Source organism: Bacillus sp. ok061 (assembly GCF_900108285.1).
Taxonomy (GTDB): Bacteria; Bacillota; Bacilli; order Bacillales; family Bacillaceae_G; genus Bacillus_A; species Bacillus_A thuringiensis_S.
The window spans coordinates 52,446-76,596 of record NZ_FNUW01000023.1; the positions used below are offsets into that span (position 1 = coordinate 52,446).

The window sequence follows — 24,151 nt, forward strand, 5'->3', positions numbered from 1 at the left end:
TCTCCTTCTATAGCTACTTCAAGACATGGACATTATGACGTTACGAACAACACATTTAGGGAGGACCGAACAATGAAGAAAAAAATTGTACCTGTTGTTGCATCTGTTTTAGGGGCAAGTCTATTACTAACTGCTTGCGGGGGAAATAAAGATAATACAAACGGAGCGAAAGCAAACGATAAAGCACCTGATAAACAAGCAATTAACTTATCATTTGCTTCAGAAATTCCAACAATGGATGTTGCCAAAGCAACGGATGGGGAATCCATGAATGTAATGCGAAATGTTTTTGAAGGTTTATATGCAATGGGAGAAGATAATAAACCTATCCCTGGTGTTGCTGAGTCGGTTGACATTAGTCCCGATAAAACAAAATATACATTCCACCTGCGTGATTCAAAATGGTCAAACGGTACTCCTGTTACAGCAAAAGACTTTGCCTTCGCTTGGCAACGTGCCGTAAGTCCTGAAACAGCTGCCGAATATGCATTCTTATTCTTCGATATAAAGAATGCAAAACAAATAAACCAAAAACAATTGCCAATTGATCAATTAGGTGTCAAAGCTCTTGATGATAAAACGTTAGAAGTACAACTAGACCGTCCTGTTCCCTATTTCTTAAGCTTAACGACATTTTCAACATTCTTACCAATTAATGAAGATTACTTAAAATCTCAAGGCGATAAATACGGTTTAGAAACAAATCATTTAATTTACAACGGTGCTTTCACATTAGATAACTGGAAACACGAACAAAGCTTCCAATTAAAGAAGAACCCTAACTATTGGGATGCTAAAACTGTAAAATTAGAAGAAATCAACTTCAATGTCGTTAAAGATAAGTCTACAGAAGTTAACTTATATGATTCAGGACAAATTGATCGTGTTGCTTTAACTGCAGAGTTTGTCGATAAATATAAGGGCGATCCAAACTTCAAGGAACGCGCTGAAGTTGGCATTCAATTTTTACGACTAAATCAAAAGAATGAAACATTAAAAAATCAACATGCACGTCTTGCTATTAACGGCGCTATGAATAAAAAAGCTTACGTAGAAACAATTTTAAATAACGGCGCTATTCCAGCTGAAGGAATGGTTCCTGCGAAATTCGCAAAGAGTCCTGAAGGCACTGACTTCCGTAAAGAAAATGGAAACCTAGTTAAAGATGATGTGAAAACAGCAAAAGAAAACTGGAAAAAAGCAAAGCAAGAACTTGGTACTGACAAAGTAACAATTGAGCTATTAACAAGTGATAATGCTTTAGCTAAAAAGACTGGTGAATATTTAAAAGGTGAATTAGAAAAGAACTTAGATGGATTAACAGTGAATTTAAAACCGCAACCACGTAAGCAACAGTTGAAACTACTATTAAGTGGTGACTATGAAATCGGAATTGACGGCTGGGGCCCTGACTTCGCTGATCCAATTACATTCTTAGATTTATTTACAACAGATAGCGCTTATAACTTCGATAAATACTCTAACAAAGAGTACGATGAGCTAATTCATAAAGTAAAAACAGATTTAGCTGGTGATGAAAAAGCACGCTTTGAAGCAATGAAGCAATCTGAAAAAATCTTATTACAAGACGGTTCTGTCGCTCCGTTATACCAACAAGGTCGCTCTTACTTACAACGCTCTTTCATTAAAGGACTTGTAACGACTGACTTCGGCGGTGAATTTAACTACAAGTGGACAGAAGTTGCAAAATAATAAGTACTAATAAAAGGTATCCAATTGAAGGATACCTTTTTATTTTATGCTTCTTTAACTACAGAGCTTCTTCTTCCCTTTACCATTCCTTTTATAGCTAAAGTCGTCACTGCTACTAATTGTGTAACCAATACAATAACTAATAATGAAATAATATTTCTCTCTAAACTAACTCCTCCGAATATTATTGTATAATAGCCATTTGCTGCATATGTTGCGGGAAATAATTCACCGATCGTTTGATATGTTTTAGGAAGCATTTCAGTACCTCCTCACAAATTCAATTTACCATATACATACAAATCGTTTTTGATTTAAATTGCGGATTAGCCCTTGTGACTGCAGGATAATAATTTATTTTCAACACATACATAATTACATGTTTTTGGGAAAAACTTGTATAGAACGAATTTACATAAGGAGGAATTTATAATGAGAATTCTACTATCAGTTTTATTAGCTCTTATGCTAGTACCTGCATTAACAGGATGTAAAGCTCCTGCAAAAGAAGACACAACTTCTAATAAAAAGACGACTGAAGAAGCAAAAAATGAGGCTCCTGCAGATTTAAAACTAAACTTCAATGAATTCGATTTAAAGGCAGACTACCAAGATACAAAGAAAGACTACGAAGCAGACTATAAAAATGTAGCAGCTGATAAGAAAATGGAAGCAAAAATTGAAGATCATAAAGCAGATGTAAAATTAACAGGAGACGAGGCTATCACAAAATTAAGCCCACTTCTACAAGAATTAAAATTTGATAAAGATACTGCTGACCAAGAAGTAATCGATCAAGTAGTAAACGTGTTCAAACTTGATAAAGACTATCAAAAATTCGATTTAGAAGTTGTCTTCTCTGATGGAACGAAAAAAGAATATAAAAGAGAAATAAAATAAAGAAGTAGGCGATTGCCTACTTCTTTATTTTTTAATTTTTGCGTATCTTAGTTCTGGACTAGAACCGATAATGAACTGAACACCAGATACTGATGGTTTTTGTAAATATGAAGCACTTGGGAAAATAATTGGGATTAATGGTGAATCTGTAAACATAATATCTTCCGCTTTATGCAATAAGTCAAAACGCTTATCTTCGTTTTGTTCAACTTTTGCTTCTTTTACTAAAGCGTCAAATTCTTTATTATGCCATTTTGCATAGTTATTCGGACCATCACCTGCATATAAATCTAGTTTGGTAATTGGATCTAATAAAGAGCCGCCCCATCCCATATAAGCTAATTGGAAATCACTTTGCTTGTATGTGTCGATGTAACTCTTCCACTCTTTATTTTCTAATTTAATATCTACGCCAAGATTTTTCTTAAACATTTCTTGCATTGCTTCTGCTACTTTTTTATGTTGTGTATCTGTAGTGAATTTTAATGTTACTTCAGGTAATGTAGAGCACCCTTGTTCTTTCATACCTTCTTCTAATAATTTTTTCGCTTCTGCTGGATCAAATTTAACGTAATCACCTTTTTCTTTACGAAAATCACGACCACTTTGTGTTTTTGCTCCTTCTGGAACGAATGCATATGCTTCTTGCGCATTATTTTTATACAGTTTTTCAACGATAAATTTACGATCAACCGCTAATGAAAATGCTTTACGTACCTTCGCATTTGTAAACGGCTCTTTTTCTACGTTAAACGAATAAATATAAGATGAGAATCCTGCAACACGCTTATATTCTTTATTTCCTTTTTCTTTTTCAATCATCTCTTGTGGTAAACCACTTAGTAAATCTAATTCTTTTGATTTAAATAATTGATACGCTGTTTTAGAGTCTGGAATAATACGAAACTCAATTTCTTTTAGAGTTACCTTTTTATCGTAGTATTCTTTATTTTTTTGTACTGTAATAGCCTGGTTATGCTTCCACTCTTTTAACTGGAATGGTCCATTCGTAATTAGCTCTTTTGGATCTGTTTTTAATTTATTATTATCATCAATCGACTTTTTAGCTAATGGAATAAATAATGAGCTTGCTAATTTTTGTTTAATAGAAGCAACTGGATGTTCAAGAGTTACCTTTAATGTTTGAGGATCAACGACTTGAATACCAACTTGTCCCTCTTCACCTTTTCCAGTATTATATGCCTCTGCCCCTTTAATGAAATACATTTCTGTCGCATTCATAGAACCCGTTTTCGGATTTAATAATCGCTTCCATGCAAATTCAAAATCATTTGCCGTAATAGGAGAACCATCTGACCATTTAATATCTTTCTTCAAATGGATTGTATATTCAGTTCCATCAGCATTTACCTCTTCTTTCTCTGCTAATTCATTTTGATATTTCCCATCACTATCTTGCGTATATAAACTTGAAAACAACTGCCCAATTATATAACCTGACGTGCTATCTGTTGCAATAGCAGAATCAAGTGTGTATGGATCACTACTAATATTCGTTACTAATCGATCGCCTTCTCCCTTACCAGCACTCGCCTTTTGCGTCTCTTTCTTACCACAAGCGACCGAAGTAATCGCTAAAACAGTCATAATGATAAACAGTAAAAACTTCTTCATCCTACATTCTCCTTTAACCCGAAATTTTTGGTGTTGATGCTAACAATGTTTTTGTATAAGAATGTTGTGGATTACGGAACACTTCGTCCGTATTTCCAAATTCAACAAGTTCTCCTTTATATAAGACAGCCACTTTTTCACATAAATAGTGAACCATCGGCAAATCATGTGCGATAAATAAATATGTATAGCCTTGTTCCTTTTGAATTTTTTGCAGCAGATGTACAATTTGAATTTGCAATGAAACATCTAATGCTGAAATTGGTTCATCAAGGATCAATACTTCTGGCTCACACAATAACGCTCTTGCAATAGTGATACGTTGACGTTGTCCTCCGCTAAATTCATGCGGATATCGATCAATATATCTTCTATCTAATCCAACACGTTCTAGCGCATCACCTGCTACTTTATCATTCAATCCTTTATCACCTAAACCGAATGAAATATAACCTTCCGTTACGCTATCGCGTACTTTCCAGCGCGGATTTAATGCTGCCGTGGAATCTTGAAAAATGAACTGTACTTTCTGTAAAAAATCTCTCTTATGAGCTGATTTCAGCTTGTGAACGACTTGACCGTTATAATTAATTTCACCAGACGTTGGACTCTCAATCCCTGCTATGAGCTTTCCAAGTGTTGTTTTTCCTGAACCACTTTCACCAATAATGCCAAGTGTTGTTCCTTTCGGGATAGAAAGTGATATGTCTTTTAACGCTGTGATTTCTTTACTTTTACTTCCATACGTTTTCGTTACTTGCTTTACAGTAATTAAATCTGTCGTCATGAGGCATTCACCTTCTCTTTTGATTTCGCTTTATTATGCTCTAGAACATGTTGCCAACAATGTGAACTATGCTCCTTAGAATATGTGGTTCTCTCTGGAAAACGATGAATACATTCTTTTATCGCTACTGGACAACGATTTACAAAAGGACAACCGAAGCTATTTAATGTTTCAATGGAAGGTGTCGTTCCTTCTATAGCACGTAATACCTTTTCAGAATCATCCATATTCGGAATTGCTTGTAATAAACTTTTCGTATATGGATGTTTAGGAGAGCCTATTACCTCCTGTATCGTTCCTTTTTCAACGACACGTCCCCCGTACATAACAACTACTCGATCAGCTACTTCACGTACAAGTGCCAAATCATGTGTAATTAATAAAATACTCGTATTTTGTTTTTCTTTTCTTTCTTTTAATAGCCCCATAATTTGTTTCTGAATCGTTACATCTAACGCTGTTGTCGGCTCATCTGCAATTACAAGCTTTGGATGACAAGCAAACGCAATTGCTAAACAAATACGCTGCCTCATACCTCCACTTAATTGATGTGGGTACTGTTCAAAGCGTTTCTCTGCTTCATGTATCCCTAAATCTGTTAACAAGTTAATCGCAATTTCCTTTGCTTCTCTTTTCGATTTTTTCTCATGTTGCAAAACTACTTCTGTAATTTGTTTGCCTACCTTCATCGTTGGGTTTAAAGATGAAAGCGGATCTTGAAATATAAAGGAAATATCTTTTCCACGAATTTGATTCCATTCTGACTCTTGTAAATTCGTTAATTCCTTTGCTTGGAAAGCTATATTTCCATCATCGATATGAATTGATTCTTGATTTAGTCCGATAATAGATTGTGCTGTAACACTTTTTCCTGAACCACTTTCTCCTACAAGTGCAACTATTTCACCTTCGTTAATAGAAAAAGAAACATGTTTCACAATCGCTTGCTTACTATTCTCTTTTTCAACGGCTAACGTTACGTTTTCTAAAGATAAGATTTGTGCCATGTTTTTTCTCCTTTCGATTCCGTTTGACGATTTTCGGATCAATTGCATCTTGCAAACCATCACCAATTGCATTAAATGCGAACATAATGAGTGCAATCATGATTGCCGGGAAAAATAACTGCCACCATTCTCCGCTCAATAATGTCCCGAGTGCATCATTCGTCATCGTCCCCCAACTTGCCGCTGGTGATTGTACTCCAAGTCCTATAAAGCTTAAAAATGATTCTGAAAAAATAGCTGCTGGAATTGTAAATGATAAATTTACGATAATAATCCCTGTTAAATTCGGAATTAAATGCCCATATATAATTTTCATATGTGATGTACCTAATCGCTCTGCTGCAATAACAAACTCTCGTTGTTTTAAAGACAATACTTGTGCTCGAATGAGACGAGCCATTCCAATCCATCCCGTTAATGCAAGGGCGATAATAATGGTGAAAAGACCTGGTTTCATAACAATTAATAGTAAAATAACAATTAACAAATATGGGATGCCATATAATACTTCAATTCCCCTTATAATCCACTCATCAATTAACGTTCCAAGGCGATTACGCCCTCTCACATATCCACTAAATCCACCAATCAGTACACCAAGCCCTATATCGAGGGCAGCTGCTACTAATCCAACTGTTAGTGAAATCTTCCCACCAGCCCAAGTACGTGCCCAAATATCTCTTCCTAGATCATCTGTTCCAAACCAATGTTCACTACTCGGCGGTAAATTTGTTGCCTCTTTTACTTGTTCACTCGCAGTAAATGAAGTTAAACTTTCGCCAATAAGCGAGAAAACAATAATTAGCAATAACGTCACTGTTCCTAAAACTGCGATTGGATTCGATATAAACTTACGAAACACTTCTTTCTTTCTGCTAATCGTTTGCTGATTTTTATTTATCGTTAATTCTTTTTTCTCTTCTTTCGTTAATAACTGTTCATTAATTTCATAAGCTCCCATTTAAATATCCCCCCTCCTTATGTAATAGAACGAATACGCGGATCAACAATGCGGTGAATAATATCTGTAATGAAAATACAAGCAATTAATAATGCACTATAGAAAATCGTTGTTCCCATAATCACCGGATAGTCTCGGTTAAAAATACTATCTACAAAATATTTTCCTAGGCCAGGAATTGAAAAGATTTTTTCAATAACGAAAGTCCCTGTTAAAAGTCCAGCCATTAACGGTCCCACAAATGTAAGTACTGGAACAATCGCATTTCGAAGAGCATGTCTTATAATAATCTTCTTAATTGGTATACCTTTTGCTCTTGCTAGCTTAATATAATCACTCTGCAGTACTTCGATCATATTAGAACGAACAAACCTCGTAATAACCGCGATTGGCCCTAACGCTAATGCAAAGGATGGCAATACCGTATGTTCGAATGTTCCCCAAGAAGCTACTGGTAAAAGCTCAAATTGGATAGCGAATACTTGTATAAATAGTGGTGCTAAAATAAAACTTGGAATAGAAATACCGAGAATTGCAAGTAAACTCAGACTATAGTCAATTACTTTTCCATGATATAGAGCAGCAAATGTCCCTGCCGCAATTCCTACTAACAACGAAATAACAAGTGCTTGTAGACCAATAATTGCCGATGGACCAAAGCCAGTTGTTATAATTTCTGATACCCCTTGTCCGGTTGATTGAACAGACTCACCAAAATCAAAATGAACTACACCGTCTAAATAAGCAACATATTGATTCCATAACGGTTCATCAAGGTGATACTTCGCTCTCATGTTTTGGATCACTTCTTCAGGAAAGATTTTTGCATCTGATGAAAATGGATCTCCCGGAATAATATGCATAATTAGAAATGTCACTGTCGTAATAACCCATAGTGTGAACACCATAACCGATAATTTTTTAATTACATACACTCTAATAACCCCCTAAACACATATATTTACTTTGTTTTATGAACGTACTTTTTCAATTACTCCCTTTTCTCTTTTTAGAATACAAAAAGCCTTGATCTTAAAAAATAAGATCAAGGCTTAATAAACAAAGGCCCATCACTTATCTTTCAAGACTTGCTTGCTGGAATTAGCACGGTGTTCCTATTACAGAACCCGCTGCTGAGGTGTCATAGGGCCAGTCCCTCTACCTCTCTGGATAAGTAAATTGCTATATTATTATTTGGTTCAAATTGTATATTTCGAATTATAATTCTGAAAAATTAAAAAGTCAATCGAATTGGATAATTTTAGAAAAATCAGTTTTTAATCCTTTTATCGAAATTACAGTTTTCGGCTTATCATAAAAAGAAATGATGATAAAGGAGTTATAAGATGGACCCCTTACTTCTTGCTACTATAGGATTCCCCTTAACAATCGTTATACTTGTCATCATTGGCTTCTATAAACTCTTTATTAAAAAGAAAAGTATTACTTCTTTTTATACCCCTTTCGATAATATTACCGGGCAAACTATTTCCGAATTTTACGAAGAACAGAAGGTATTAGTATCCGAGGATGAAGACGGAGATGGCAAGAAGAAAAAATAACCTTGCACAGGCAAGGTTATTTTTTCGTTTCTGCTTGAAAACGTTTATAGTATGTCGATGCTGTTGCAAAATTAATTTCTATATCACGAATCAACGATGAATCTTCTTCTTTAGCTAACTTCTGTAATTTTTTCATTGCTTGTTCCGATTCATTTAAGAAACCAACATATACCTCATGTTCTTGCTCTTTCGACTTCGGAACACGAATTTCTTTACGTATATTATCAATATCTTCTAACATGCTCGTTGTTACCTTTTGCACATCTTCTTTATATGTAGCCTTCGTTATTTCCTTACCGCCCTTTTCCTTTGCCACTTCAAATAGCTGCAGTGCTTTATTAATTTCTTTATTCATTTTTATATCGTATTTTTCATGTACTGCACGGTATTCTTTCATCTCTTCTGTTTGTTCTGTAGATTGCTCTATCTTTTCTTTCGGTTCTTTCGTATCTTTATTTCCATCACATCCTGCTAGAAGGATCATACTTCCCATTACAGCAATACCTAAAACCTTCTTCATCTCTTCTTCTCCTTTTATCTACAACTACTACTCATTATAGTTTCTTTTATCTCCACTTGTTATTATACCGAGAACATCCTACTTTTTACACTTAAGACGACATCGTAATATATATACCAACATGTTTGTCACAGTATCGTCACTTTATACAAATAACTTTTGCAATGCTTTACTACATCACCTTACAAAACTGTAAGCACACATAAAGAACAAACCATGCTAGACTTACATATGCATAACGCAAACATATGTAAGTTTTTAAGGAGAATCATCTATGTACAACACAACGCCTTTTATGGGAGAAGATATTCGTGTCCTTATTCGCGAAAAATCACTTCATATCGAAAATACAGAGAGCCTTCGCCGCGTATTAAAGAAGAAGCATGCTCCATTTAAGTTAGCCCAATATTTAAAACAACAACATACAAATCAATTTCATACCGTGCTAAATATATCGGATAAATCATTAACAATCGAAATCATCGGTCATGTCTACATTGGAAACTTCGCAGATATCTTAAAAGAAATCCCACGTATACCGAAAATTACTCCTATTATCGTTAAAAAAGCATATAAAATTACCGGCCATACCGATATTATCGACTGCGGGGAAAAAGAGGTCGATAGTAATCGCTGGGTGTGGGATAAACTTGCTGTTTTATATGATACGATCATGAATAATATGTATGAGGTATTTCAAAAAAATGAAAAAAAGAACTGATTCAAACATTCCCTTTGAATCAGTTCTTTTTTGTTAAGCCTCTAGATTTTGTTTTTGCTGCAGTTCAAACTGCTTCTCACTTCTTCTGGCCATAAATAGATAACATAACACTGCTCCTACTTCACAAAGCGCAATAACAACACCCATCGGTAATGCTGTATTACTTCCACCGATACCTACTAGCGGAGCAACAAGAGCTCCTGAAATAAACTGTAATAAACCTAATAAAGCTGATGCTGTTCCTGCAGCTTGTTTCTGATTTCTCATCGCTAATGAGAACCCAGTTGTTGATACAACCCCGACACTTGATACGACAAGGAATAACGAACATAAAACACCAATTAAACCTATTCCTAGTACGATTGTCAGTAATAAAGATAGGCCACCAACAGCTGCGATAATAATACCAGCAATAAATAATGTCTTCTCATTCACTTTCCCCGCTAAACGCCCCGTTACCTGACTAGCAATAATAATACCGATGCCGTTAATCGCAAAGAATAAACTAAATTGCTGTGGTGATGCTCCGTATATGTTCTGTAACACAAATGGTGAGCCCGAAATGTATGCAAACATTGCCGCTGTTACTAATCCTTGTGACAATGCATATCCCATAAATAGACGGTCCTTTAACAATTTTCCGTACGTCGCCAAAGTCCCTGACAAACCACCCGTTTCTCTTTCTTCAGGAGGTAATGTTTCACGCAATACAAAAGTAGCTGAGATTAACATGAATACGCTAATTGCTCCAAGAACGATGAAAACACCGCGCCACGTTGTAAACTGTAACAATTGCCCTCCAATAATTGGTGCCAAAATAGGTGCTGCTCCGTTTACTAACATAAGCAGTGAGAAAAACTTCGTCATTTCAGAACCTGAGTACATATCACGTACCATTGCACGTGATATAACAATCCCGGCTGATCCTGAAGCTCCTTGTAGGAAGCGCAATAACACCAATGTCCAAATAGATGGCGCAACAGCACAAAGTAAAGAAGAAGCAACGTAAATAATAAGAGCAATAATAAGTGGTTTGCGTCTTCCGTAAATATCACTAATTGAGCCAACAAATAATTGTCCTACTGACAGCCCAAGCAAACAAGCTGTTAATGTAAGCTGCGCTAGGGATGCACCTGTTTGCAAGTCATCCGTTAACTTCGGTAATGAAGGCAAATACATATCAATAGATAATGGCCCAATCGCCGTAAGTGTTCCTAATACAAGAATCATCCATAACCTGTTTGCCTTTACAGGTTTATATATTTCGTGATTAACTTCATTCACTTTTTCAATTCACCCTTTCCTATACACACTGAATCGTAACAATTATAGTTACATCATAAACATACGTCAAGTACAGCGCATTTTCCTCTTTCATAATGTAAAAAAAGCGATAGAAATTCTATCGCTTTACTTTTTAACATTGCTATTCGTAAATTTAGATACCGAGGCCATCGTCTCTCCTGTATCTAAATATGTAATTTGAATTGGGTCTCCTACTTCTGTAAACATAGCATACGGGAATTTCTTCACCGGTATCATAAATACCTTTTGTTCATTCTCTAAAAGTACGTACACGATTGTATTTTCACCTGATTTCTCTTTATATACACGTTGTACAATACCTTCTTTTTGCGCTTCTTTTCCTGTTGAGGTTGGTCTAAAGGTATCACCATTACCGCTCATTACGTTTTTATAATTCTCAAGCGCTTCTTTCTGCGAAGAACCTGTCGCAAATATTTTTGCATTAGCAGCATAAACAACTGTATGTGCACGTACTAGGCCTCCGTCATCAACAACCGGAATAATCCAAGCTGGTTTACCGTATACGTTATAAATGACAGGCATTGTCCCATGCCATTTCTCTCTCTTAAAGGAATTATCCACTACTTCTGTAACTGCTGAACCATCCATAATCCCCTTTACTTCTTTTCCATTATAGTAATATAGCTCGCCTGTGCGTGCATCTACTAATGAATAGCCTAGGGCTGAATCTACTCCTTCTTTTGGAGAAGTAAAGTCTGTAAAATAATACAGTGTTCCATCTTTACCAAAGATCGGGGTCACGCCTTCTTTCGTTCCCCACTCAGTCGGAATCTTCATATCAGTTTGCGAAAATTTCGTATTCCAAAATCCGTGAATATATTTACCAAAGTACGTATTTAACGTAGATGCAGTCTCATGATTTAATACACCATCAACAAATTTAGGTGCCTTTCCTTTATCATACCTTTTCACTTCACCTGTTTGTGCGTCTACTACGACAACACCTTCTACCTCAAATCCAGATCTTCCTGAAATAAATTCACCATACGTCATTGTATAATATGGTTTCCCTTTATCATCAACCTCAAATTTAGGTTTTCCTTTAAAGATTAAATCTGGTTCTGCTTGCCTTACCACACGCTCTAAATTATTACCAAAAAACATGCTTGGCACATATTTCATTTTATAACCGAGGTGCAGTTTCGCTTCCGCATCAGGATTCGTACCTGACATCGTTACATACCCTGGAATTGTCTCAGCTTTACGCGCTTTAAAAAATCCTGAAACTTCAATCGGCGCTACATATAAAGCTTCGCCGTTTACCATTTGTGGCGTTAATTCTCCTAGCTCAAAATAAGCTACTTTCGGAATATCACCAAATACTTTTTTCATCTTATTCTCCGCTGTCTTTGGCGGCACTGTAAACGGCTGGTCATTTTCAGTAAATGGCTCTGAAATATCTTTCTCTACCTTAACAACAGAATCATATTTCTTTTGCGAGATTACTATATCGTGCAAATAACCAAAGTAACCGTAACTTGCGAGTAAAATAAACATTAGAAGTCCTTTTAACGCACCTTCTAATTTACCTATTTGATCTTGTGAAAATAAAACAAGCCCAATTAAAATTGCTACTGCAACAGAATAATGAGTAAGAATCGAATCTACTCGATCATCAATTAGCCAAAAGTATTCATAGATTGCAATACCTATCCAAAATAAAACAGGAATAACTAAAATAGATGATTTCTTACCCTTTACAACCTTCTTATCTCCCTTCTTATCCACCGCTCGAAGCTTACTACTACTTCTTGTCCATGGAATCAAAAACAAAGTAAGAATAGCTAAAACTACAAATTTCATCAAAGGCACTGTCCCCTTTTCTTTTGTATTCCCTTTTAGTATAACAAATAAAGGGTATTAAGGTGAAAATAGGAATAGTTATATTTTTTTACTACTTAATACAATCCCGCTCACTACATATAGAATAGATGCAATATAAAAAATTGTACCAATCGTAAAGAAATCTACTAAATATCCCGTGGCAATAACCGCTATTGCTCCGCCAATGGATGTCCACACATGGTATTTTCCAATCTCATAACCAGCCTTTTCCTGCGCAACCTTTCGTGCTAACGAAGTCTTCTCAGTATTACGCTGCACAGCACCTAAAACACCCATTACAATTTGAAGAATATACACATGCCAAACTTCCGTGGCAATTGGAAAGCAAAGCATTAAGATTGCCATGGACCAAGCGTATATGATTAATAATTTTTTATCACCTACTTGATCAGATACCTTTCCCACTAGTGGATATACAAGTGCTGATGTTAAAGCAAATAAGCCATACGCCCAGCCAAATTGCGAGAAGCTATTTCCAACGTTTCGAAGCAATAATATATAAAAAGGAAATACCATACTTCCTGCCATCATGATGATACTTTGCGAAGCCACAAATCTTCTATATGTCATTTCGTATACTCCCTATAAAATAAATTCACAAATCTCTCTTCTGAATCTACTTCCTTCTTTTTCTTGAGAAATTCTTCAATGCGAGGATATGCCCTCTTTAACTGCTCTTTCGTTGGATAAGAATAATACGGCAAATAGTAACTACCATTATGCTTTAAAGTAACATCAATCATCTTTCGAATGACATCCTCTGTTTTCTTTATCTCACTCTCTGAGCGTCCCTGGTTAATCAAAAGAACCAGCGCAAACATATCATCTTTCGCATAGGACAAAACTGCATTTTCATTCTTTTCCACGTAACGAATCGTAATGTTGAGTAAATTAAACTCTTCTTCATTTAATACGTTACGTAAATCATCTATATACTCTGTGAAAGCATCTATAGGCACAAAGTATTCTTGTAACACTTCGGTCCTATTTGGATTTTCATATTCCATAAAAGCACTATCTGATCTCATAACGTTATTACGCGTCTCATACTTTCCATCTGTACGTTCAAAATAACCTCTTTGTATATCCCAAAATGTATTCTTTCCCCAATCACTATAACGTGATAACCCAAGTAAAAATTTCGGTGCAGCTATAATATTTTCTTCCTTTAATTCACTGTACTCTTCTCTCATATTTTGATTTTGTACCAAAGTATAATTTGTCACATACATCTCTTTTAAAAATGAATTTGGAGCAACAGAAATACGCGCTAAGTGCATACGAACATTCTCATCTCTTTTCACTCTCTCTTTGAAATAAGATGCGTATTCTTTATAATCTATCATTCTCGTGTGCATTTCATATAATTCATCATCTGTTAACTTCAGCGTCACATCTAAAATAACTCCAAATAAACCGTAACCCCCAATGACATATGGAAATAACTCTGCATTTTCTTCTCTACTTACATTACGCACCGTGCCATCTGCCATTAACAATCTGAATGACTCTACTGTATCAATTAGTGCCTCATGACGAATATCACGCCCATGTACATTCACACTTAATGAACCACCAACAGTAAAAATATTTTGAGACTGCATGACCTGTACCGCAAGGCCATAAGGATTTATTTTCTTCTGAATATCATTCCACGTGACACCACTTTGAACTGTAATCCGCTTCTTCTCTGGATCAAATTCTAATATTTTATTATATCCTTTCATATCGAGCATCGTGCCATTCGGATAATATGTCTGTCCTCCTTGGCTATGTTGCATGCCTGCAATGGAAATTTTCTCTCCTGAAACTTTTGCATCTCGCACTAATTTTATTAACGAGTGCTCTTCCGTAGCACTTTCAACACGTTTTATTTTTGTCGGAAGCAATTTACCTACATCACTCATAATAGGATGATCAATTTGTTTTTTATACGTATGTACAGACGTTGCAAGCAAAACCGTATATGTGACAATGACCACTGCTATCTTTCTTTTTTTCAAAGGACACTCTCCTTATTAGCAACAAAAAGAGATACCCGTTCTTTCAGGTACCTCTCTTGACAGTGATTACTTTGCTGCTGGCAATTGTATTGGATCAAATTTATCATACGATGTAAACTTTGCATCCGTAATAATGTGCGCTTTATCCTCACCATTGCTACTCATAACCATATCTATCTTTGCTGATTCATATTTAAAATCTTTTGTAATAATATATTCCCCATCTATTTCTTCTATCTTTGCATTTTGGCCTTGTAGCATTTTTTTCTGCTTTTCATCCATACTAGCTAGCATACTCTCTGTCTCTTGCCCTTTTAATGCAAACTTCAGCTTATAATTATCTCCACTTTTCTCCATCTTCACTTTATTTAAAATTTCCGATGGAATCTCTAAATTATCTACCATTCCTTGAGTCGCGTTCATTCCGTTAGCATTTAATTGTTCCTCTGGTACAGACATAACTTCACCCGTATTAGGATTTTTCAACTGACCAGCAATTTTGCCACCCACATCATAAACAACAACCTCTGTACCAGAAATATTCATTTCAGAACGAGAATTTTTTTTCTTCGGCTCTAGTTGCATTTTGGCCTTTATTACATTCATCTCTGTTCCTTCAGCCTTTATTCCCACATCATATGTCATCGTTACATTTTCTTCGTTTTTAAAAGCTTCATTCGCTTTATTGAAAACATCCTTCGCTGTTAATTCCTTTTCTTTCTGCACAGCTTCTTTTTTCGGTTCATCAGTCTTTTTTGTTTTCTCATTACTACACCCTACTCCTAGACCGACTGCAAGTACTAAACTTGAAATTAAAATAAGTTTTTTCATAACGTCCCCTCCTTCCCCAAAATAATATCATCTCTTTTCCTATTAAATCTATATAATTCGTAATATTTATCTTTAAATTTATTTCCTATATAACAACATGTTTGAGAAAAATTTTAAATATGATGTAAATAATAACAACTCATTTCAGGAGGTCATTATGAAAGCGATTATTTGTACAAAGTACGGACCACCTAATGTTCTCCAGCTTCAAAATGTAGAAAAGCCTAAACCTAAAAAAAATGAAGTATTAGTTAAAATTCACGCAACAAGTGTATCGACTGGAGATTGTAGAATACGTGGCTTTAATAGCCCCCTCTTATTTTGGATTCCTATGCGGATCATATTAGGTTTCAGAAAACCGAGAAAACCTATACTTGGCGTAGAGTTATCCGGTGAAATCGAAGACATTGGAACAGATGTAACACAATTTAAAAAAGGAGATCAAGTTTTTGCATTAACAGAACTAAACCTTGGTGGTTATGCGGAATACACATGCGTGCATGAAAGTGGATTAATAGCATTAAAACCTACCAATGTGACATATGAAGAAGCTGCTGTTATTCCTTTTGGCGGAACTTCAGCATTGCACTTCCTTAGAAAAGGACAGATTAAAAAAGGACAACGAGTACTTATATACGGCGCCTCTGGGTCAGTAGGGACAGCTGCCGTACAACTTGCTAAATACTTCGGGGCGACTGTCACAGCCATTTGTAGTAGTTCGAATTTCGATTTAGTAACAGCTTTAGGGGCAGACAACGTAATTGATTATATGAAAGAAGATTTTACTAAGCAGGGCGAGCACTACGATATTATATTTGATGCAGTTGGAAAATATAAAAAGTCTCTTTGTACAGATGCATTAATGCCTAATGGAAAATATGTATCTGTGAACGGAATGATGGCAAAGGTCAGTAAAGAAGATATGAACCTACTAAAACAACTAGCTGAAACAGAAAAGCTAAAACCTGTTATTGATAGAACTTACCGATTAGAAGAAATTGCTGAAGCTCATATATATGTAGAAAAAGGACATAAAAAGGGGAACGTTTCGATTACCTTAAAATAAAATATATTCTGAAAATACCATTGACAATTTTTTTTGTACGATTTACTATTAGTACCATATTCAAAACTACATACACATACTCTTATCAAGAGTGGCGGAGGGACTGGCCCGATGATGCCCGGCAACCGAGCTTATGACGTATAAGCTAAGGTGCTAATTCCTGCAAAACGAGTTTTCGTTTTGGAAGATAAGAGAGGAATCTATTTCGTCTATTCGGCACCTCTCTTATTTTTGGGAGGTGCTTTTTATTTTGGAATGTATATGAAGGGGGATTTATAGATGAAAAAGGTATTATTAAGCATCGTAAGCGGAGCAGTATTGTTATTAGGCGCATGTAGCGTGAGTTCAGATAAAGAGGTAAAAGCATTAGACGAGAAAAAGATTACTGTCGGTGTAACAGGTGGACCACATGAACAAATTTTTGAAAAGGTAAAAGAAGTTGCAGCAAAAGATGGTCTCGAAATTGATATAAAAGTATTTAATGATTATGTAGCGCCAAACGTATCATTAGATGAAAAAAGCCTTGATGTAAATAGCTACCAAACGAAATCGTATTTAGATGTATTTAAAGCTGAACGCAATATGAAATTAGCTGAAGTATTTTCAACAGTAACATTCCCTATGGGCGTATATTCTAAAGATATAAAAGATGTAAAAGACTTAAAAGAGGGCGATGCAATTGCTGTACCAAATGACCCAACGAATGAACTTCGAGCTTTAAAATTATTTGAAAAAGCAGGGGTTTTAAAAGTTGATCCAAAGGCTACAGAAAAAGCGACTGCAAAAGATGTAATTGAAAATCCCAAAAAATTAAAGATTGTCGAATTAGAGGCATCTCAATTACCAACGCAACTAAGTGAAGTGAAAGCAGCTGCAATTAACACAAACTTTGCATTAGGTGCAAAATTAAGTCCGGCGAAAGATTCTATTTTCCGCGAAGGAAAAGATTCACCATATGTGAACTGGGTCGTTGTTCGTACTGAAAATAAAGATGATGCCGTTGTAAACAAATTAAAGAAAGCTTATCAATCTAAAGAAGTAAAAAAGTTTATCGAGAAAAAATTTGATGGTTCAGTTTTACCATCTTGGTAGGAGCTGACGATAATGATTGAATTAAAAAACATATCCAAAGTATTTACAACAAAAAAAGGGAATGTTGAGGCTCTTAAGTCTACTTCCCTTAAAGTAGAAAAAGGCGAGGTATTTGGAATCATTGGGTATAGTGGCGCTGGTAAAAGTACATTGATTCGATGTGTAAATTTATTAGAAAAACCAACGACAGGAAATATCATTGTAAACGAACAAGACTTAACAACGTTATCGACAAAAGAACTCGCAAAAGCGAGACAAAAAATCGGAATGATCTTCCAAGGATTCAATTTACTTAAAACTGTTACCGTTTATGAAAATATCGCATTACCGTTACGGCTTACTGGCATTCCAAAAGCAGAAATTGAAAAAAGAGTAGAAAAGTATTTACGCATTGTCGATCTTTTTAATCGAAAAGATGCGTATCCAAGCGAACTTTCTGGTGGGCAAAAACAGCGTGTTGCAATTGCTCGTGCGCTATCACATGAACCTGAAGTGTTATTAAGTGATGAAGCAACGAGCGCATTAGATCCAGAAACAACCGATTCTATCCTTGATTTGCTATTAAAGATTAACGAAGAAATCGGAATTACGATTTTACTCATTACACATGAAATGAATGTCATCCAGCGTATATGTGACCGCGTTGCTGTTATGGAACATGGATCTGTAGTCGAAAGTGGGACTGTAAAAGATATTTTCACAAACCCACAACATGTAACAACAAAGAAATTTGTAAATAGCGCATTTGCAGCGAAAATTCCAGAAGAGGTACAGAAAGAACTACAAAGTACTGGAGAAATTGTAACACTTTCGTTTATTGGCACTACTTCAGGGGAACCTGCCTTAGCCGTTGCCACAAAACGTTTCCAAGTGTATCCGAATATTTTATCCGGTAATATTACGCAGTTAAAACATGAAGCATATGGGAAACTAGTCGTTCACATGCAAGGGGGACAAAATGAAATCCAACGTGCTTTATCATTTTTACAAGAGCAAGGAATCATCGTAGAAGGAGGTAGAACAGATTATGGGAAACAAGCCCTTTTTGGATGAATGGGGTAAAGTCATATGGGAAGCCACAATCCAAACCTTTCAAATGACATCTATTTCATTACTCATCTCTATCCTTATTGCACTGCCACTTGGCGTCACACTTGTTTTAACGAGACCTGGTGGGCAGCGTGAAAATAAAATCATCTATCCTATTCTTAATACAATTATTAATATCATTCGCTCTCTTCCATTTATCATTCTATTATTCTTTATTTTACCTTTTACAAAGTTTCTAATGGGAACGTCCATTGGCGTGCAAGGTGTTATCGTACCGCTTGTCGTCTTCACAGCCCCTTATATCGCACGTTTAATGGAGACAGCTTTACTAGAAGTCGATCGAGGTGTCATTGAAGCCTACCAAGCGATGGGCGTTTCTACTATAAAAATCATTTGGCACGTTATGGTGAAAGAAGCACGTCCCTCCCTTGTACTCGGATTAACAATCGCAACAATTGGCTTAATTGGCGCAACAGCAATGGCTGGCCTTGTAGGTGCTGGCGGGCTAGGGGATTTAGCATATCGCTTCGGACATTTACGCTACGAGCCTGAAGTAATGTATGCAACTGTCTTTATTTTAATTATCCTCGTTCAAGGATTACAGTCTTTAGGGAATGGTGTTGCACGAAGACTGAAGAAAGATTAAAAAAGAAGGTATCTCCTCAGGGTGAGATACCTTCTTTTTATCTTTTAAATCCACCTTCTGAATGAATAACTTGCCCAGTAATCCACTCAGCTTCTTCACTTACTAAAAATTTAATGAGTCTAGCTGTATCCTTTGGCTCACCAATTCTGCCGAAAGGAAACATCGGCTTTAACCCTTGTTTTATCTCTTCAGTCATCCATCCTGTATCGGTTGGTCCTGGATTAATTGCATTCACTGTTATGCCTAAATGAGCTACCTCTGCTGACAACGTACTAGTAAGAGCATCAATAGCTCCCTTCGTTGTCGCATAAGCTAGTTCTCCTGCCATAGGACCTTGAAATTGCCCCGAAGTAATATTAACAATTCTACCACCAGATTTCTTATCAAATCCCCGGGCAAATTGACTACTTAACAATGTAGTCGCACGGATATTTACCATGTAATGCTTATCTAATTCTTCAGCAGTCAACGTAGAGAAATCATTATTCGTAGAGTACGCTGCATTATTAATTAATATATAAGGGTACCCTAATTGTTCAGTAACTTTATTTATAAGCTCTTTCGGTGCATCATTCCGACTTAAATCTAACTCCATGCTCGATACTCTAACACCGCTTTGCAATAGCTCTTCTTTTAATTGTATTTGTTCATTTTTATCAACGCCCCAAGGCATCTCTTTATCGTAAGCTGTCCAATAGGTAAAAAATATATCGTATCCTGCTTCAGCTAATTCTTTACAAATCGCTGCCCCAATACCATCTAGACGACTTACCCCTGTAACAACTGCTACTTTATTTTTTAATTGATTCATCATATACTCCTCCAAGTTTAAAGGGCGCATACTTTATATAAGAGATATAAAATTTCCCACAAAAAAAGACAGATACATAAAATAGGCATCTATCCTTACAAAAGGGATGTACAAGCCAAATATGCAGTCCTTGAATGATTTACAGATAGCTAAATAAACCCTCACTTATGAGAGAAAAATTCATCTATCTAATTTCTAATCATTACAATTTCATCCACATATTAAGTCTTTGTCCCCTTTACATATATCTCTATTCTTAGTTTACCAAAACAGATAAAATGTTACAAAAAATAAAACAATTACTCACAACCTATCCTTGTTCACATTCTCTTCATTGTGAATCTTTTCACATTGAATATATAATAAACTTGTAAATACAATATTGGAGGGATTTCAATGATTATCAATTTTTTAAGAACTGATAAACGTGCTACTTTCATATTATTACTTTTACGTCTTTACATAGGATATACATGGCTCGCTGCTGGGATAGGCAAAGTCTTCGGACAATCTTTTGACGCAAGTGGTTTTCTAAAGGGTGCTATTGCTCAAGCATCAGGTGACCACCCTGCAGTACAAAGTTGGTGGGCAGATTTTCTTCAACATTTTGTCCTTCCAAACGCAGACCTATTTAGCTTTTTAGTTCAATGGGGAGAAATTTTAGTAGGTCTAGGTTTAATTTTAGGCGGATTAACAAAAACAGCTGCATTTTTCGGAATCATAATGAATCTTTCATTTTTATTAAGTGGAACTGTTAGTGTAAACCCAAACCTGCTTATTTTGACTATGTTCATTTTAGTTGCAGGGCAGAACTCTGGACGTATTGGATTAGATGGCTATGTTTTCCCTAAACTTTTCCGTAAAAACAACCACGGAACATATAAATTAAGTAAAACTGCGTAGTAACAGTTTACTTTTAAAATATAAATAAGAAAAAGAGCCTGAGTATAGGCTCTTTTTCTTATTTATCCTAATTTAAACTTTTAACGAGCCACGAAAACCTCTGGCAGCATAGTAAGAATCTGCTCCATTGTGGTACACGAAAACATGTCCGAAGCGATAATCGCAAAATAGAGCACCACCGAGTTCTCGAATATCTGAAGGTGTTTGTACCCAGCTTGATGATTTCATGTCGAAATCCCCAAGTTTTTGCAATTCCCGATATTGTTCTTCCGTTAATAGTTCAATGCCCATAGCATTTGCAACATCAATAACGTTATTTTCTGGTTTATGTTTTTTTCTTGATTCTAACGCTTCAAGATCATAACAAAGACTCCTGCGGCCTTTAGGACTCTCCTTTGAACAATCATAGAAAGTATATTCGTCCTTTTCTTCATCATAACCAACAACATCCGGCTCACCGCCAGTTACTTCCATTTCGTTAAGTGACCACAATTTTTCATTATTAGTAGTCAGCTTCGCTTCAACTTTAGCCCATTCAAGACCTTCATGACGGTTCATGTTTTCCTCAAAACGAGCTTGTAATACTTTCAATAGCTCTTCACGTTTTTCTACTAGTAAGTCATTTTTATTTCCTGTCATATTAGTCCTCCCTGATGTGTGTACTGATAGTAGTTTAAGTATATATTTTATAATAAATCATCTCAATATGAAGAGCATTTCAACCTTATGTCTTGTACAAACATCCATTATAAAGTCCTAAAACCCTCCATACTCTCTCCAAGAATATAGTGTGAAAACCACATCAAGTTCTGCTTCATAATAGCCACATGAACTCCTGGTTGGTCAGAACTATATGCCATTCCTTTAAATATAATTAATTCTGTATCAACTTCCATATCCATTAATCCTTGATATAGATCATATGCATTTGTAATTGGAATTCTTGCATCCTTTTCCCCATGTTGAATTAAGGTAGGCGTACAAGCTGATTTAATATACGTCATAGGTGATGTCTTCGTATATATATCTGGATCATTCCATGGAGTATTTCCCAAATACATTCTAATAAAGTAAGGTATATCTGTATTTACATAATGGGTACTCCAGTTAGTTATTCCACCGCCAACTGAAATAGCTTTAAACCTGCTACTAAATGTAGAACAGAAAGCTGATACATATCCACCGTTGCTCCATCCCATAACTCCTACTCTATCTTTATCTACTATCCCTTGATCAACTAGTTTATCCACTCCTGATATAACATCGTCGTAGTCAGCAATCCCCTGTTTTCTATAGTTAGCTTTTAAAAATTCATTACCATAACCTGAACTTCCTCTGTAATTTGGTTCTAAAACGATAAAGCCTTTTTCAACAAACTGTTCAATTGGATATTTCTCATTGAAGCAGTCTGAAAATATCGGAAAAGATGCCCAAGCCGGACCGCCATGAATTACTACTAATAAAGGATATTTTTTATTAGTGTCAAACTCTACTGGCGTTGATAAAACACCTTCTATTTCAAGACCATCACTACTTTTCCATGAGATGATTTCCCTGTTACTTTTAAGTTTCCCTTTGAAAAAGCTATTTTCATCCGTTATTTTTTTATCGTCTAAATAGATTTCAAAGGTTTCATTTATTATAGCCTTATTATAGGATATATGTTCTCCATCCTTTGTTATAGAAGCATCCATTATAAAGCCATCTACTTTTTCGCTTAATGCTTCCACAGTGCCATCTTCAGCTAGCAAACCAATAAGATAATTTGTTTTATTCTGCCATCTAATTAAAATTCCTTTAGCTGTCCACTGTAGTGGCATAACTGTACTATCAAAATCTGTTAAAGGTTGAATTACCTCTCCGGTATTCATATCATATATCTCTAACGTACAATCTTGTATATGGTTTCTATAGTAATCCCTCCCTCTTATGCTTGCTGTGTAACATATTTTACTGCCGTCAGGAGAAAAGCAGACGCTACCGCCCAACAACTTATCCACATTCAGCTTTTGGAGCTCTCCAGCTTTAGTATGGAGTATGTATAAATCTCCATTTATATAATCCGCCATATTTGAGCTTGGTGTCGCCATAAACACAATCTTCTTCCCATCATTTGAAATATCAAATTCATGGATATGAAAATCCTTACCATCAGTTAATTGATAAACAACTCTGTTCTCGTGTTCATCTGTATCACTTTGTATTACCTTTTCTATTTCAATGTAATATAAACAATTATTCTGGTGTTCCTTACCTATATGTTGAAAATCTCCATATAGGTCCTTACGTTTCTTTATCTCCTCACATTCTTTTAACTGCGTAACATAATAAGGACCCTTGCCAGTAGGATCCCATTTGAATGTACTAATTCCTTCCTTCTCATCAGTAATTTGAACCTCGCTATAACCACCTAGTGACTTAACAAATATCTGATTTTCCCCATCACCAACTGGACTAAGATATGCGATACACCTAGCATCTGGAGACCATAATGGGTGTGTACTATCTATATCCCCATTTGATAATTGGGAACTCTGCTTCTTATCTTTTTCATATATCCATACATGATTTCTATAAGTATTGTCTTTCCAATCAGCCGTCTTCTTAACAAATGCTACGTTTTTACCATCATCACTTATGTTTGTACTTAATAAGGTTGGTAATGAAATAATCTCTTCTATACTTAGATATGTTTTTTCATTCACTTTCATCAATATACCCCCTTGAAATGTCCATAAATCCCTCGTCTCTTTTTGTCGTAATAAAGGAGAT

General features: G+C 35.7%; 24 protein-coding genes and 2 riboswitches. Of the genes, 9 read left to right on the top strand and 15 right to left on the bottom strand.

Annotated elements, in window-relative coordinates:
* Nucleotides 1-72: 72 nt before the first annotated feature.
* Nucleotides 73-1,713 carry a peptide ABC transporter substrate-binding protein gene (locus tag C4S65_RS24545; RefSeq protein ID WP_103945511.1) on the top strand — a complete coding sequence of 547 codons (1,641 nt, stop codon included), beginning with the start codon at nt 73-75 and terminating at the stop codon, nt 1,711-1,713.
* Nucleotides 1,714-1,757: 44 nt separating this feature from the next.
* On the opposite strand, the gene C4S65_RS24550 is transcribed toward C4S65_RS24545, so the two are convergent.
* Nucleotides 1,758-1,973: a hypothetical protein gene (locus C4S65_RS24550; protein WP_000937087.1), complete on the bottom strand. Its 216-nt coding sequence runs from the start codon at nt 1,971-1,973 to the stop codon at nt 1,758-1,760.
* Nucleotides 1,974-2,145: 172 nt separating this feature from the next.
* On the opposite strand from C4S65_RS24550, the gene C4S65_RS24555 reads away from it, so the two are divergent.
* The gene (locus tag C4S65_RS24555; RefSeq protein WP_001221551.1) at nt 2,146-2,613 is read left to right on the top strand and encodes a YusW family protein; all 468 of its coding nucleotides are present in this window, start codon (nt 2,146-2,148) and stop codon (nt 2,611-2,613) included.
* 24 nt (nt 2,614-2,637) lie between these two features.
* Here the strand turns inward: C4S65_RS24555 and C4S65_RS24560 are convergent, their stop codons facing one another.
* From C4S65_RS24560 to C4S65_RS24580, 5 genes are read right to left on the bottom strand one after another with little or no spacing between them, the layout of a single operon-like run.
* The gene (locus tag C4S65_RS24560) at nt 2,638-4,248 is read right to left on the bottom strand and encodes a peptide ABC transporter substrate-binding protein (RefSeq protein ID WP_086406732.1); all 1,611 of its coding nucleotides are present in this window, start codon (nt 4,246-4,248) and stop codon (nt 2,638-2,640) included.
* Between the two features lie 13 nt (nt 4,249-4,261).
* On the bottom strand, nt 4,262-5,035 hold the full coding sequence (locus C4S65_RS24565; protein ID WP_103945512.1) for an ATP-binding cassette domain-containing protein: 774 nt from the start codon (nt 5,033-5,035) through the stop codon (nt 4,262-4,264).
* On the bottom strand, nt 5,032-6,042 hold the full coding sequence (locus C4S65_RS24570) for an ABC transporter ATP-binding protein (RefSeq protein WP_000057270.1): 1,011 nt from the start codon (nt 6,040-6,042) through the stop codon (nt 5,032-5,034). The genes C4S65_RS24565 and C4S65_RS24570 overlap by 4 nt, the downstream gene beginning before the upstream one ends.
* Complete coding sequence (locus tag C4S65_RS24575) at nt 5,999-7,003, bottom strand: ABC transporter permease (RefSeq protein WP_016083992.1); 1,005 nt, start codon at nt 7,001-7,003, stop codon at nt 5,999-6,001. The genes C4S65_RS24570 and C4S65_RS24575 overlap by 44 nt, the downstream gene beginning before the upstream one ends.
* Nucleotides 7,004-7,020: 17 nt before the next feature.
* Nucleotides 7,021-7,938 (bottom strand): ABC transporter permease, encoded by a 918-nt coding sequence (locus tag C4S65_RS24580; protein ID WP_000289317.1) that lies wholly within the window; start codon nt 7,936-7,938, stop codon nt 7,021-7,023.
* 136 nt (nt 7,939-8,074) lie between these two features.
* A riboswitch (SAM riboswitch) is annotated at nt 8,075-8,180 on the bottom strand.
* Between the two features lie 169 nt (nt 8,181-8,349).
* On the opposite strand from C4S65_RS24580, the gene C4S65_RS24585 reads away from it, so the two are divergent.
* Entirely contained in the window at nt 8,350-8,565 is a 216-nt protein-coding gene (locus C4S65_RS24585) for a DUF3951 domain-containing protein (protein ID WP_000371382.1), read from the top strand.
* A 16-nt stretch (nt 8,566-8,581) separates the two neighbouring features.
* On the opposite strand, the gene C4S65_RS24590 is transcribed toward C4S65_RS24585, so the two are convergent.
* Nucleotides 8,582-9,085, bottom strand: a complete 504-nt coding sequence (locus tag C4S65_RS24590) for a hypothetical protein (protein WP_000756519.1) — start codon at nt 9,083-9,085, stop codon at nt 8,582-8,584.
* Nucleotides 9,086-9,359: 274 nt separating this feature from the next.
* Here C4S65_RS24590 and C4S65_RS24595 point away from each other — a divergent pair, with 274 nt between their 5' ends.
* Nucleotides 9,360-9,806: a hypothetical protein gene (locus C4S65_RS24595; RefSeq protein WP_000282892.1), complete on the top strand. Its 447-nt coding sequence runs from the start codon at nt 9,360-9,362 to the stop codon at nt 9,804-9,806.
* Between the two features lie 33 nt (nt 9,807-9,839).
* Here the strand turns inward: C4S65_RS24595 and C4S65_RS24600 are convergent, their stop codons facing one another.
* The 5 genes from C4S65_RS24600 to C4S65_RS24620 all read right to left on the bottom strand — a co-directional run bounded on the left by C4S65_RS24600 (nt 9,840) and on the right by C4S65_RS24620 (nt 15,811).
* Nucleotides 9,840-11,099, bottom strand: coding sequence for a multidrug effflux MFS transporter (locus C4S65_RS24600; RefSeq protein ID WP_223285854.1), 1,260 nt, complete (start codon nt 11,097-11,099; stop codon nt 9,840-9,842).
* A 117-nt stretch (nt 11,100-11,216) separates the two neighbouring features.
* On the bottom strand, nt 11,217-12,935 hold the full coding sequence (locus tag C4S65_RS24605) for a DUF3981 domain-containing protein (RefSeq protein WP_103945513.1): 1,719 nt from the start codon (nt 12,933-12,935) through the stop codon (nt 11,217-11,219).
* Nucleotides 12,936-13,013: 78 nt separating this feature from the next.
* The gene (locus C4S65_RS24610; RefSeq protein WP_061666741.1) at nt 13,014-13,547 is read right to left on the bottom strand and encodes an MFS transporter; all 534 of its coding nucleotides are present in this window, start codon (nt 13,545-13,547) and stop codon (nt 13,014-13,016) included.
* Entirely contained in the window at nt 13,544-14,980 is a 1,437-nt protein-coding gene (locus C4S65_RS24615; protein ID WP_140337856.1) for an FAD-binding oxidoreductase, read from the bottom strand. The genes C4S65_RS24610 and C4S65_RS24615 overlap by 4 nt, the downstream gene beginning before the upstream one ends.
* Before the next feature lie 66 nt (nt 14,981-15,046).
* Complete coding sequence (locus C4S65_RS24620) at nt 15,047-15,811, bottom strand: DUF6612 family protein (RefSeq protein WP_061666743.1); 765 nt, start codon at nt 15,809-15,811, stop codon at nt 15,047-15,049.
* Nucleotides 15,812-15,968: 157 nt separating this feature from the next.
* Here C4S65_RS24620 and C4S65_RS24625 point away from each other — a divergent pair, with 157 nt between their 5' ends.
* The 4 genes from C4S65_RS24625 (at nt 15,969) to C4S65_RS24640 (ending at nt 19,665) form a co-directional block, all read left to right on the top strand.
* Nucleotides 15,969-16,877: an NAD(P)-dependent alcohol dehydrogenase gene (locus tag C4S65_RS24625; RefSeq protein WP_061666744.1), complete on the top strand. Its 909-nt coding sequence runs from the start codon at nt 15,969-15,971 to the stop codon at nt 16,875-16,877.
* Between the two features lie 79 nt (nt 16,878-16,956).
* Nucleotides 16,957-17,071, top strand: a riboswitch (SAM riboswitch).
* Between the two features lie 85 nt (nt 17,072-17,156).
* The gene (locus C4S65_RS24630) at nt 17,157-17,969 is read left to right on the top strand and encodes a MetQ/NlpA family ABC transporter substrate-binding protein (RefSeq protein ID WP_061666745.1); all 813 of its coding nucleotides are present in this window, start codon (nt 17,157-17,159) and stop codon (nt 17,967-17,969) included.
* A gap of 12 nt (nt 17,970-17,981) precedes the next feature.
* A complete protein-coding gene (locus tag C4S65_RS24635; RefSeq protein WP_061666746.1) occupies nt 17,982-19,022 on the top strand; it encodes an ATP-binding cassette domain-containing protein in 1,041 nt (346 codons plus the stop codon).
* On the top strand, nt 18,997-19,665 hold the full coding sequence (locus C4S65_RS24640) for a methionine ABC transporter permease (RefSeq protein ID WP_061666747.1): 669 nt from the start codon (nt 18,997-18,999) through the stop codon (nt 19,663-19,665). Before C4S65_RS24635 ends, C4S65_RS24640 begins: the two co-directional genes overlap by 26 nt.
* Before the next feature lie 37 nt (nt 19,666-19,702).
* Here the strand turns inward: C4S65_RS24640 and C4S65_RS24645 are convergent, their stop codons facing one another.
* Nucleotides 19,703-20,479 carry an SDR family oxidoreductase gene (locus C4S65_RS24645; RefSeq protein WP_061666748.1) on the bottom strand — a complete coding sequence of 259 codons (777 nt, stop codon included), beginning with the start codon at nt 20,477-20,479 and terminating at the stop codon, nt 19,703-19,705.
* Nucleotides 20,480-20,872: 393 nt separating this feature from the next.
* Between C4S65_RS24645 and C4S65_RS24650 the strand changes: the two genes are divergently transcribed.
* On the top strand, nt 20,873-21,379 hold the full coding sequence (locus tag C4S65_RS24650; protein WP_098838685.1) for a DoxX family protein: 507 nt from the start codon (nt 20,873-20,875) through the stop codon (nt 21,377-21,379).
* 72 nt (nt 21,380-21,451) lie between these two features.
* Here the strand turns inward: C4S65_RS24650 and C4S65_RS24655 are convergent, their stop codons facing one another.
* On the bottom strand, nt 21,452-22,018 hold the full coding sequence (locus C4S65_RS24655) for a DUF4256 domain-containing protein (protein WP_061666750.1): 567 nt from the start codon (nt 22,016-22,018) through the stop codon (nt 21,452-21,454).
* A gap of 107 nt (nt 22,019-22,125) precedes the next feature.
* Nucleotides 22,126-24,090, bottom strand: coding sequence for a S9 family peptidase (locus tag C4S65_RS24660; protein ID WP_142391579.1), 1,965 nt, complete (start codon nt 24,088-24,090; stop codon nt 22,126-22,128).
* Nucleotides 24,091-24,151 lie beyond the last annotated feature (61 nt).

What these genes read in the sequence shown, in the direction of transcription:
- C4S65_RS24640 (WP_061666747.1), top strand. Translation starts at nt 18,997, where the DNA reads ATGGGAAACAAGCCCTTTTTGGATGAATGGGGTAAAGTCATATGGGAA.
- C4S65_RS24555 (WP_001221551.1), top strand. Translation starts at nt 2,146, where the DNA reads ATGAGAATTCTACTATCAGTTTTATTAGCTCTTATGCTAGTACCTGCA.
- C4S65_RS24610 (WP_061666741.1), bottom strand. Translation starts at nt 13,547, where the DNA reads ATGACATATAGAAGATTTGTGGCTTCGCAAAGTATCATCATGATGGCA.
- C4S65_RS24570 (WP_000057270.1), bottom strand. Translation starts at nt 6,042, where the DNA reads ATGGCACAAATCTTATCTTTAGAAAACGTAACGTTAGCCGTTGAAAAA.
- C4S65_RS24630 (WP_061666745.1), top strand. Translation starts at nt 17,157, where the DNA reads ATGAAAAAGGTATTATTAAGCATCGTAAGCGGAGCAGTATTGTTATTA.
- C4S65_RS24660 (WP_142391579.1), bottom strand. Translation starts at nt 24,090, where the DNA reads ATGAAAGTGAATGAAAAAACATATCTAAGTATAGAAGAGATTATTTCA.
- C4S65_RS24545 (WP_103945511.1), top strand. Translation starts at nt 73, where the DNA reads ATGAAGAAAAAAATTGTACCTGTTGTTGCATCTGTTTTAGGGGCAAGT.
- C4S65_RS24550 (WP_000937087.1), bottom strand. Translation starts at nt 1,973, where the DNA reads ATGCTTCCTAAAACATATCAAACGATCGGTGAATTATTTCCCGCAACA.
- C4S65_RS24635 (WP_061666746.1), top strand. Translation starts at nt 17,982, where the DNA reads ATGATTGAATTAAAAAACATATCCAAAGTATTTACAACAAAAAAAGGG.
- C4S65_RS24595 (WP_000282892.1), top strand. Translation starts at nt 9,360, where the DNA reads ATGTACAACACAACGCCTTTTATGGGAGAAGATATTCGTGTCCTTATT.
- C4S65_RS24650 (WP_098838685.1), top strand. Translation starts at nt 20,873, where the DNA reads ATGATTATCAATTTTTTAAGAACTGATAAACGTGCTACTTTCATATTA.
- C4S65_RS24585 (WP_000371382.1), top strand. Translation starts at nt 8,350, where the DNA reads ATGGACCCCTTACTTCTTGCTACTATAGGATTCCCCTTAACAATCGTT.
- C4S65_RS24620 (WP_061666743.1), bottom strand. Translation starts at nt 15,811, where the DNA reads ATGAAAAAACTTATTTTAATTTCAAGTTTAGTACTTGCAGTCGGTCTA.
- C4S65_RS24590 (WP_000756519.1), bottom strand. Translation starts at nt 9,085, where the DNA reads ATGAAGAAGGTTTTAGGTATTGCTGTAATGGGAAGTATGATCCTTCTA.
- C4S65_RS24655 (WP_061666750.1), bottom strand. Translation starts at nt 22,018, where the DNA reads ATGACAGGAAATAAAAATGACTTACTAGTAGAAAAACGTGAAGAGCTA.
- C4S65_RS24565 (WP_103945512.1), bottom strand. Translation starts at nt 5,035, where the DNA reads ATGACGACAGATTTAATTACTGTAAAGCAAGTAACGAAAACGTATGGA.
- C4S65_RS24645 (WP_061666748.1), bottom strand. Translation starts at nt 20,479, where the DNA reads ATGATGAATCAATTAAAAAATAAAGTAGCAGTTGTTACAGGGGTAAGT.
- C4S65_RS24605 (WP_103945513.1), bottom strand. Translation starts at nt 12,935, where the DNA reads ATGAAATTTGTAGTTTTAGCTATTCTTACTTTGTTTTTGATTCCATGG.
- C4S65_RS24625 (WP_061666744.1), top strand. Translation starts at nt 15,969, where the DNA reads ATGAAAGCGATTATTTGTACAAAGTACGGACCACCTAATGTTCTCCAG.
- C4S65_RS24560 (WP_086406732.1), bottom strand. Translation starts at nt 4,248, where the DNA reads ATGAAGAAGTTTTTACTGTTTATCATTATGACTGTTTTAGCGATTACT.
- C4S65_RS24575 (WP_016083992.1), bottom strand. Translation starts at nt 7,003, where the DNA reads ATGGGAGCTTATGAAATTAATGAACAGTTATTAACGAAAGAAGAGAAA.